Source organism: Pseudomonas sp. G5001 (assembly GCF_013385475.1).
In the GTDB taxonomy this organism is placed as follows: Bacteria; Pseudomonadota; Gammaproteobacteria; order Pseudomonadales; family Pseudomonadaceae; genus Aquipseudomonas.
This window is the reverse complement of the sequence record NZ_JACAPZ010000054.1, coordinates 51,042-60,340: the sequence shown is the minus strand read 5'-3', so window position 1 is coordinate 60,340 and position 9,299 is coordinate 51,042. Positions and strand designations below refer to the sequence as shown.

The 9,299-nt window shown below is 60.6% G+C and carries 7 protein-coding genes; 6 read left to right on the top strand and 1 reads right to left on the bottom strand.

Annotated elements, in window-relative coordinates; all coding sequences use genetic code 11:
- Window positions 1–97: 97 nt before the first annotated feature.
- On the bottom strand, window positions 98–988 hold the full coding sequence (locus HX805_RS31230) for a LysR family transcriptional regulator (protein ID WP_177081167.1): 891 nt from the start codon (window positions 986–988) through the stop codon (window positions 98–100).
- Window positions 989–1,089: 101 nt separating this feature from the next.
- Here HX805_RS31230 and HX805_RS31225 point away from each other — a divergent pair, with 101 nt between their 5' ends.
- The 6 genes from HX805_RS31225 to HX805_RS31200 all read left to right on the top strand — a co-directional run bounded on the left by HX805_RS31225 (window position 1,090) and on the right by HX805_RS31200 (window position 9,284).
- A complete protein-coding gene (locus HX805_RS31225; RefSeq protein ID WP_177117613.1) occupies window positions 1,090–2,505 on the top strand; it encodes an aldehyde dehydrogenase family protein in 1,416 nt (471 codons plus the stop codon).
- 195 nt (window positions 2,506–2,700) lie between these two features.
- Complete coding sequence (mrdA, locus tag HX805_RS31220; protein ID WP_003208249.1) at window positions 2,701–4,593, top strand: penicillin-binding protein 2; 1,893 nt, start codon at window positions 2,701–2,703, stop codon at window positions 4,591–4,593.
- Window positions 4,594–4,676: 83 nt separating this feature from the next.
- Entirely contained in the window at window positions 4,677–5,201 is a 525-nt protein-coding gene (locus HX805_RS31215) for a sigma-70 family RNA polymerase sigma factor (RefSeq protein ID WP_177117612.1), read from the top strand.
- Complete coding sequence (locus tag HX805_RS31210; RefSeq protein WP_008434584.1) at window positions 5,198–6,148, top strand: FecR domain-containing protein; 951 nt, start codon at window positions 5,198–5,200, stop codon at window positions 6,146–6,148. The genes HX805_RS31215 and HX805_RS31210 overlap by 4 nt, the downstream gene beginning before the upstream one ends.
- A 100-nt stretch (window positions 6,149–6,248) precedes the next feature.
- Window positions 6,249–8,738, top strand: coding sequence for a TonB-dependent receptor (locus HX805_RS31205; RefSeq protein ID WP_177081170.1), 2,490 nt, complete (start codon window positions 6,249–6,251; stop codon window positions 8,736–8,738).
- Window positions 8,739–8,816: 78 nt separating this feature from the next.
- On the top strand, window positions 8,817–9,284 hold the full coding sequence (locus HX805_RS31200) for an SRPBCC family protein (RefSeq protein ID WP_003208248.1): 468 nt from the start codon (window positions 8,817–8,819) through the stop codon (window positions 9,282–9,284).
- Window positions 9,285–9,299 lie beyond the last annotated feature (15 nt).

Genomic DNA, 9,299 nt, shown 5'->3' with positions numbered 1-9,299 from the left:
TTCCAGAACCCCTGATTGCTTACGCAGTCAGGGGTTTTGTTTTGGGCGGTCTGAAAACGGGGAGAGAGCTGTTGGCCGTAAAAAAGATCCAGCCTGGTTAAAAGCCTCGCTCCCTGATCAACTCAATCAGTGCCCTTAACCCGGCCGGCACATGGCGCCTACCTGGGTAATAGAGGCGCAAGCAGTCAAAAGACGGCGTCCATTCCTCTAGTACGCGCACTAACGTCCCGTTCGCTAAATCGGCAGCGGAATTCCATTCCGTAAGATAGGTCAAGCCTAGTCCCGCCCTGGCAGCCTCAAGCATCAGAGTCGGATTATCCAGGGTCAAAACCCCTTGCACCTCGACAGCAAGCGCTTCGCCATGTCGCTCAAACTCCCAGTGATAGATCGCACCGCTGGGCATCCGGCTGCGAATACACTGATGGGCCCGCAGATCCATGGGACTGACGGGAACTGGGTTGAGAGCAAAATAGTCCGGGCTGCCCAATACCGAAAAACGCTGGGCCGGACTGATATCGACTGCGATCATGTCTTGAGGAACCGTATCCCCGAGCCGAATCCCCGCATCAAACCCCTGCGCGACGATATCCACCAGCCGCCCCTCAGTGACGATATCCAATTTCATCCGTGGATAACGTCGCAGGTACGCCAGCAGCAACGGCATCACCTGCTTTGCCGCCCCCGCCGAGGTATTCAGGCGCAAGGTACCGCTGGGTTCCGCGCTGCGATTTCCTGCCTGTTCCAAGGCCGTGCGAATGCTCAACAGTGCAGGGGTAATGGTTTCGACAAACTCCGCGCCCACTTCAGATAACGACACGCTGCGCGTGGTGCGATTGAACAGCCTCACCCCCATCCGCGCTTCAAGCCCCGCGATAGAGTGGCTCAACGCCGATGTCGACACATTCAACTCGGTCGCCGCTGCACGAAAACTGCGATGCCGAGCCACTGCCAGCACCGCTTCCAACTCATTCAGCCCGGATGTATTCATTGTCCTGAATCGCTCATCAACTCATGCCGATTTGTACGGCTTATCAGCTTAATCATAGTGACTTACCGTAGGACGCACTAGCTCAGCGTCCCGGAGGACCTATGCAATACATCAACCAGATTTACATCAACGGCGCCTTTGTGACGCCCTATGGCGAAGAGCTTTTTGTGCTGTTCAACCCTGCAACAGGTCAGCGTATCGGCCAGGTTCGATTGGCAAATGAACAAGACGCCCTGGATGCCATCGCTGCCGCTAAGGGAGCTTTTACCGCGTTCTCCCACAGCTCTAAAGATGTGCGCATCGACTATCTCAAACGCCTTCACGCCGCAGTTGAATCCATTGAGGACGCACTTACCGACGCGATTATCGAGGAGTACGGCGCCCCAATATCCCGTGCGCGGTGGATGGCCAAGCATGCAGCCAGCGTCCTGCAAGATGCCGCTTCAGTACTGGAGAGCTACAACTTCTCCCGACGCATTGGCATCGCCGAGGTGGTCATGCAGCCGCTGGGTGTGGCCGGCTTGATCACACCCTGGAACAGCAACGCCGGTTTTATCTGCGGCAAGCTCGCTGCGGCGTTGGCCGCCGGCTGTACCGCCGTGATCAAACCCAGTGAAATGAGCGCAATCCAGACCTCGCTAGTCACCCGCGCCCTGCATGACGCAGGCTTGCCTCCCGGTGTATTCAACATCGTCACTGGCCGTGGCGAAACCGTAGGCGCCGTGTTGAGCGCCCATCCCGACATCGCAAAAGTGTCCTTCACCGGTTCAACCGCTGTCGGCAAAACAATCCTGCGGACCGGCGCCGAGACCCTGAAGCGCGTGACCCTAGAGCTGGGCGGAAAATCACCGGTGCTGATTCTCGATGATGCGGACCTCAAGACGGCCGTGCCCATGGCCCTTCAGGCCGGTTTCATGAACAGCGGCCAGGCCTGCATCGCCGGCACTCGAATCCTGGTACCCGAAAGTCGTTTGGAAGAAATCGAAGCGCTGATGATCGACGAGGTGGGCAACGTGCAAGCCGGCGACCCTCGTGACCCAGCCACTGCGGTCGGCCCCTTGGTCAGCCAAAAACAGTGGGAGCGCGTACAGCGCTACATTCAGATCGGGATCGAGGAGGGCGCCCACCTATTGGCAGGAGGTCGCGGTTTGCCTGAGGGCATCAAAGCCGGGTGGTTCGTAAAACCAACCGTATTCAGCCGGGTGACCAACCAAATGGCCATCGCCCGCGAGGAGATTTTCGGCCCGGTGCTCTCGATCATTACCTACGCAACCGAGGAAGAGGCCCTGACCATCGCCAACGACACACCCTACGGCCTCCAGGCATACATCTTGTCTTCAAATCCCGAACGCGCCCGCGGGCTGGCCAGCCGTATAGACGCTGGCCGAGTGCTGATCAATACCCTGGCCCATGAACCTCTTGCGCCGTTTGGTGGCTTCAAGCAATCGGGTATCGGCCGCGAGTACGGCACATTCGGCCTCGAAGCCTTCCTGGAGCCCAAATCGATCCTGAGCTGATCCTCAGCATAAAAACGCATGAATAAGGTCAACGGCTCAAACCAAAGTGCATGAACAGGCTCCATTAGCACACCGTTCAGGGAAATCGATGCAAAGTGTTTCTGCATTTTTGGTATGGTGCAGCACATTTTCACAAGGACTGATTTTTCCTCCGCAGGAAGCGGCGTCGACCTTATTCAACGAGATGCTGTAGAAATGCCTGAACCAATACCGATCAAGGATCACGAAAAAGAAAACCGCCTGGTCAACAAGCGGCTGCTGGCCTGCGCGCTGCTGGTAATCGGCATTACCTGCGCCCTGGTAGGTCGGATGTACTTCCTGCAGGTGGTGCAGTACGACTACCACTCCACCATTTCCGAAAACAATCGCGTCCACGTCCTGCCGATCACACCGACCCGCGGCCTGATCTATGACCGCAACGGCGTAGTACTTGCCGACAACCGTCCCAGCTACAACCTGACCATCACCCGCGAGCGCACCACCGATCTCAAAGGAGAGCTGGACGCTATCGTCAGCCTCCTGCATCTGCCCGCCGAGGATCGCGGCGTATTTGATAAGGCGCTCAAGCAAGCCCGTCATCCCTTCGTGCCCGTCACCCTGTTCTACGAGCTGACCGAAGAGCAGATCGCCGTGCTGGCCGTCAACGAATTCCGCCTGCCGGGCGTGGATGTCGAGCCGCAATTCGTCCGCCATTATCCGCTGGGTGCGCACTTTGCCCACTCCATTGGCTACGTAGGCCGGATCAACGAAAAAGAATCCAAAGCCCTCGACTCAGTGGAGTACCGGGGCACGCAGTCCATTGGTAAAACCGGGATCGAGCGTTTCTACGAGTCCGAGTTGCATGGCCACGTCGGCTATGAAGAAGTTGAAACCAACGCCCAGGGCCGCGTCCTGCGGGTGCTCAAGCACACCGACCCGATCCCCGGCAAAAACATCGTGCTGAGCCTGGACGTCAAACTCCAGGAAGCCGCCGAAGAAGCCCTCGGCGACCGCCGTGGTTCGGTGGTTGCTCTCGACCCGGCAACCGGCGAAGTGCTGGCGATGGTCAGCAAGCCAAGCTTCGACCCGAACCTGTTTGTCACCGGCATCAGCTTCAAGGAATACGCCGCGCTGCACGACTCCCTCGACCGTCCGCTGTTCAACCGCGTGCTGCGCGGGCTCTACGCGCCGGGTTCGACGATCAAGCCGGAAGTCGCCATCGCTGGCCTCGACAGCGGCGTGGTTACCGCCCAGACCCGGGTGTTCGACCCGGGCTATTACCAACTCCCGGATTTCGACCACAAATACCGCAACTGGAACCACAGCGGCGATGGTTGGGTGGACATGGACGCAGCGATCATGCGCTCCAACGACACCTACTTCTACGACCTGGCCCACAAGCTGGGTATCGACCGCCTGCACGACTACCTGGCCGAGTTCGGCCTTGGCCAGAAAGTCTCCCTCGACATGTTCGAAGAGTCAGCCGGCCTGATGCCGTCCCAAGCCTGGAAGCGCGCTACCCGGCGCCAGCCGTGGTTCCCGGGTGAAACCGTGATCCTCGGCATCGGCCAGGGTTACATGCAGGTCACCCCGTTGCAGCTGGCCCAGGCCACTGCGCTGATCGCCAACAAGGGCGTGTGGAACCGACCGCACCTGGCCAAGACCATCAATGGCGTGCCGCCGGTGGATGAAAACCCGATGCCCAACGTGGTGCTCAAAGACCCACGCGACTGGGAGCAGGTCAACCACGGCATGCAATTGGTAATGCACGATCCACGCGGTATCGCCCGGGCGGCTGCAGCCGGTGCGCAGTACCGGATTGCTGGCAAGTCTGGTACTGCGCAGGTAGTGGCGATCAAGCAGGGCGAGCGTTACAACCGTCTCAAGACCCTGGAGCGCAACCGCGACAACGCCTTGTTCGTCGGCTTTGCCCCGGCGGAGCACCCGCGGATCGTGATTTCGGTGATGATCGAAAACGGCGAGGCCGGTGGCCGAGTGGCGGGGCCGGTGGTGCGCCAGATCATGGACGCCTGGCTGCTCGATCAGGAAGGCCACTTGAAGCCGCAATACGCGACCCCTGCCAAGGCGCCGGGTGATCCCCACGTCTAAAGCCACAAATACACACAGGTGATTGCCCTTACTCCTACATTCGTCTAAATTGCGATTCGTTCTCATTAGCGCTAATCGCCATCATGCCCGAATCGATCCGCCACGCTCACCAGCCTGTTGGCACGCTTTACGGTGCCCATCACCGCTGGCTGGTGGGTTGGTTGCGTGCGCGGCTGGGGTGTTCGCATCAGGCGGCTGACCTGGCACAGGACACCTTCATTCGCCTGCTATTGGCCGACCGGGCCAAACCTCTGGCCGCCGACCTGAAGGAGCCGCGGCACTTCCTGGTGACCATCGCCAGGCGCGTGATGATTGACAGCTACCGTCGCAAGGCCCTTGAGCAGGCTTATCTCCAGGCTTTGGCCGAACAGCCCTTGGCCTACGCCCTGTCACCCGAAGAGCGCCTGCTGATCATCGAAACCCTGCAGCGCCTCGATGCGATGCTCGACGGTCTCGGGCGCAAGGTGAAACGCGCGTTCCTGCTCTCGCAGTTGCAGGGCATGCCTTACAAGGAAATCGCTGAGCAGCTACAGGTCTCGGTCAGCTCGGTGACCAAATACATCGCCAAGGCCACCGAGCATTGCCTGCTTGAAGCGCTGGACCAATGACCCTTGACCCGCAACGCCAGGCGCTGAGTGCCGCAGCCCAATGGGTTGCACGCCTGGCGGAGGTGCCCGGTGATCGCCAGCTTCAGCAGGACTGGAACACGTGGCGCGAAGAATCCCCGTTGAACCAGTGGGCCTGGCAGCGTGTGGAGATGCTCCAGGGCCAACTCCAGTGCCTGCCGGGATCCCTGGCCGTCAATGTGCTGGACAAGGCCGCCGATCATTCCCGGCACCTGGGGCGACGCGGCTTGCTCAAGGGCCTGGTGATCGGTGCCGGGGTGAGCGCCATGGGCTGGACCGGCTATCGCCAGGCACCGATATGGATGGCCGATCAGCGCACCACCACCGGCGAACGTCACACTGTCACCCTCGAGGATGGCACCCGGCTGTCGCTCAATACGGCCAGCGCCGTAGATGTGCGCTACGGCCCGGACCAGCGGCTGCTGATCCTGCGCGCCGGTGAGATCCTGATCGAGACCGCCAAGGATGCACGCCCTTTCATGGTACGCAGCGCCCACGGCGAGATGCGCGCGCTGGGCACACGTTTCACCGTGCGCCAGTTCGACGGCTACACCGCCATGAGCGTCCTGCAACACGCCGTGGCCGTGCGCCCGGGTGATGAGCTGGCAGAGACGGTGATCACCACCGGCAACGCCGTGACCTTCGATACCAGCCGCCTGCTGACGCTGCGCGCCATTGAGCCCGGCGAGGGCGAATGGGCGGCGGGGCGCCTGGTGGTGGACAACTGGCGGCTGGATCGCCTGCTCGAAGAGTTGCAGCGCTATCGGCCAGGTTACCTGGGGTGTGCTGCCGAGGTCGGCCACCTGCGGGTCTCCGGCGCCTATTCCCTGGATGATCTGGACCTGACCCTCACCGCACTGACCCGTGCGCTACCGGTACGGCGCATCTCCCGCACCGATTACTGGACCCAAATTGTCGCCCGCGGATAAAAACGCAAAATATTTATCCGCCGCCGTTGTCGATTTGCCGCGCCTCGCTCGACTCCTCCTGCAATACCTCTTCATTTCTTTCGGTCACCAGGAGTCAGTAATGCGCGCAGGGCAAACTTCAGTCGCCAATTCACCGCTTCGATCATTTCGCAAAAAGCCCCTGCAGGTGGCGTTGTTCGGCGTGTCGTTGATGGTGCAATACAGCCTTCTGGGCCCGTTGCTGTCCCCAGGCTCCAGCGCTGTGGCGGCCAGCCCGCAAAAGACCTTCAGCATCGCGCCCGGCCCGTTGGGGTCGGTACTGAGCCGCTTTGCCAGTGACGCCGGCGTCGTCTTGTCTTTTGACTCGGGCCTGACCGCGGGCAAGCAGAGCCAGGGCCTCACCGGCACCTACAGTGTCGAGCAGGGTTTCGCGCGTTTGTTGGCGGGCAGCGCCCTGAGCGTGGCGGCCAATGGTGATGGCAGCTACGGCCTGATCCCGCAATCCAGCGGCGCCTTGACCCTGGGCGCCACCAGCATCAATGCCGAAGGGCTGAGCCTGACCACCGAAAACACCGGCTCCTACACCACCGGCGCCACCAGTACCGCGACCAAGCTACCGTTGTCGCTGCGGGAAACGCCGCAATCGGTCAGCGTCGTCACCCGCCAGTTGATGGACGACCAACACCTGTCGACCCTCAACGAAGTGCTGGCCTTCACCCCCGGCATCAGCAGCAACCACCGCGACAGCGAGCGTTACTCGTTCTATTCCCGGGGCTTTGAAATCCAGAATTTCCAGTACGACGGTATTCCGTCGCAGGTGGCCAACGAGTCCCAGCAATACACCGGCGCGATCTCCGACATGGCGATCTACGACCGCGTCGAAGTGGTGCGCGGCGCCACCGGGCTGATGAGCGGCGCCGGCACTCCATCGGCCACCATCAACCTGGTGCGCAAGCGCCCGACCAAGGACTTCCAGGCCTACGTTTCCGGCGAAGCCGGGGCGTGGAACCGTTACCGTTCCGAAGTCGATGTGTCCGGCCCGTTGACCGAAACCGGCAACGTGCGCGGACGTTTCGTCGCGGCTTATCAAAAACAGAATTCGTTCATCGACTGGTATAAGCAGGACAAGCGCGTGATGTATGGCGCCCTGGACATCGACCTGAACGAAAACACCACGCTGCGCACCAGCCTCGACTACCAGAACAACGACGCCAATGGCAGCACCTACGGCCATATCCCGCTGTTCTACAACAATGGCACCCAGACCCACTTCTCCCGCTCCTTCAACCCGGCCTCGCGCTCCAGCTACATGGACAACACCAGCTACACCTTCACGACGATGCTCGATCACAAGCTGGATGACGACTGGAGCCTCAAGACTGCCTACAGCCATCAGTATTCCTACCGCAAAGGACAGGGCGCGTCGGCCAGTGGCGGCTACCCGGACCCCGTGACAGGGCAGGGCGCGGGTGCCTTCATCTATCGCCTGGACAGCTATCAGACCCAGGACACCGTCGATGTGTATGCCACCGGCCCGTTCCAGCTGGGCGGGCGTGAGCATGAACTGGTGATGGGCGCCAGCAGTTCGCGCACGCACCTGAACTTCCCCGACTACAGCAGCGGTTCGGCCGATAACGACTACGGTCAGGTGGACAACATCTTCACCTGGGATGGCCGGCAGTACAGTCGCCGTTCGTACACCGAAGTCGGTGGCACCGTCACCACTTTGCAACAGACCGGCGTCTACGCCGCCCTGCGCTTGAAACCGATTGATCCGCTGACGATCATCCTGGGGACGCGGGTCAGTTGGTGGAACCAGGAGAACGCCGACCGGGACTACGCAGCAGGCACGAAAACCATCGATAAAACCAGGAAGACCGGCGTGGTCACGCCCTACGCCGGCGTCATCTATGACCTCAACGATACCTACTCGGTCTACGCCAGCTACACCAACATCTTCCTGCCGCAGACTTTCTACAAGACGTCTTCAAAGGGCTCCCTGGCGCCGCAGCAGGGCGACAACTACGAAATCGGTCTCAAGGGCGAATTCTTCAATGGCGCGCTGAACGCCAGCATTGCCCTGTTCGACATCGAGCAGAAGAACACTCCCGAGCAATCCGGCACCGACTCTTCAGGCGCAGCCGTCTACAAGGCCATCGCCGGCACCAGCACTCGTGGCGTCGAAACCGAAATCTCCGGTGAAGTGGCCGAAGGCTGGAACGTATTCGGCGGCTACACCTACCGCGAATCCCACGACAAGGACGGCGCACGCGTGCAGGCCAACCAGCCGATCAACCTGTTCAAACTCGGCACCTCATACCGCCTGCCCGGCAACCTCGACCGCCTGACCATCGGCGCCAACGTCACCTGGCAAAGCGAGATCTATGCGTCCTCCCAAATCAACTACGAAGGCCCGTACTACAAGGCCAGGCAGGACCCGTACGGTGTGGTCGGCCTGCTCGCCAGCTACCAGGTTGATGAACACCTGTCGGTGGGCCTGAACGTCAACAACCTGTTCGACCAGAAGTACTACGACGGCCTGGGCACGTTCAACTCCGGCTCCTTCGGCGAACCGCGCAACGCGATGGTCAACGCCAAGTGGCAATTCTGACTCGCTGAAACCGGGAATGCGCAACCCCAGGGTTGCGCATTGGTCGATGTCGCCTACTGTCAATACAGGAGGTGTCTCATGCACGAATCAAATGAAATCAAACGTAAAGTCCTGCTCAACGCTCCACGCCAACGAGTCTGGGAAGCACTGACCGACGCCGAGCAATTCGGCAGCTGGTTTGGCATCGCCCTCAAGGGCAAACAGTTCGCCCAGGGGCGGGCCATTGAGGCCCCCATCACCTATCCCGGTTACGAGCACGTGGTGTGGAAGGCAAGGATCGAGCGGCTTGAACCACAGACGCGGTTCTCTTTCAGCTGGCATCCCTACGCCGTAGACAAGGATGTGGATTACGACGCCGAAACCCCCACGCTGGTGGAGTTCACCCTCGAGGATCACGCCGAAGGCATCTTGTTGCGCGTGGTGGAGTCAGGTTTTGACGGGATCCCGGACGTTCGCCGCCAGAAGGCCTACAAGAAGAACTCCCGAGGCTGGGATGATCAGATGAACAACATCGAAGACTATCTGGCGAAATCCCATCAGCCGTGAGCTGATGGGGCGCCG